Origin of the sequence: Allobacillus halotolerans (assembly GCF_018967645.1) — a bacterium.
In the GTDB taxonomy this organism is placed as follows: Bacteria; Bacillota; Bacilli; order Bacillales; family Alkalibacillaceae; genus Allobacillus; species Allobacillus halotolerans.
The window spans coordinates 327-996 of sequence record NZ_JAHLZF010000068.1 but is presented as its reverse complement, the minus strand read 5'-3'; the positions used below and the strand labels follow the sequence as shown (position 1 = coordinate 996).

Annotated in this window: 1 protein-coding gene; it reads left to right on the top strand. The window is 43.6% G+C overall.

Annotated elements, in window-relative coordinates; translation table 11 throughout:
- Positions 1 to 530 (top strand): hypothetical protein (locus tag KQ486_RS14055; protein ID WP_439098776.1); only part of this gene is annotated, 530 nt, incomplete at its 5' end.
- Positions 531 to 670: the final 140 nt, after the last annotated feature.

Here is a 670-nt window from a genome sequence, read left to right as displayed (position 1 = left end):
GTGCATTAGACAAACACAAGGACGTACAAAACCAGCTTCTTCAGCTTCAGAAAGAACTACGTTCCATTGAAACAAAGAAGAACGTCCAAAAACTCATTTCTAAGGCTTCAGAGAAGTTTTACGGCTTGATTGGAAAAACAGTCAACGATAGGGAAAAGGATGCCTTAAAAGCCAAAGTAAAGGCTTTAGAGGGGGAAAATGAACAGCTATCCGATAGACTGGGAAAGGCTATACTTGAAAAAGAGCAAAACGGCACAAAGGCATTCAAAGCCGAGAATGACAAGGAGTATTATAGACAACAAATGGACAACGCAAGGACAACCAGTAACCGATTAAGGACGGAGAACCAAGAACTAAAGACCGAAACCAAGGAATTGAAAAAAGAACTTGGTAAGATGAAAGACTTGTTCAATTCCGAACAACTGGAGGCTTTAAGGCATCATTTCCCAAACATATCAAAAGCTATGGAAGAGGGGAAAGACCTACTCAAGCAAATCACCAGAAGCAGAGGTTTCGGCATGGGTATGTAACCCCCCCGCCCCCAAAGGGGGAGCGACCAAACGGCAGCTTCACTCAATGGAGTGTTACGCCGTTCGGGTTCGGAAGAAATTTTGCAGGGTTCGAAAAACGGTTGTGTGCTTATTCGAAAAAAAGTTTATGGTGTGGGCGC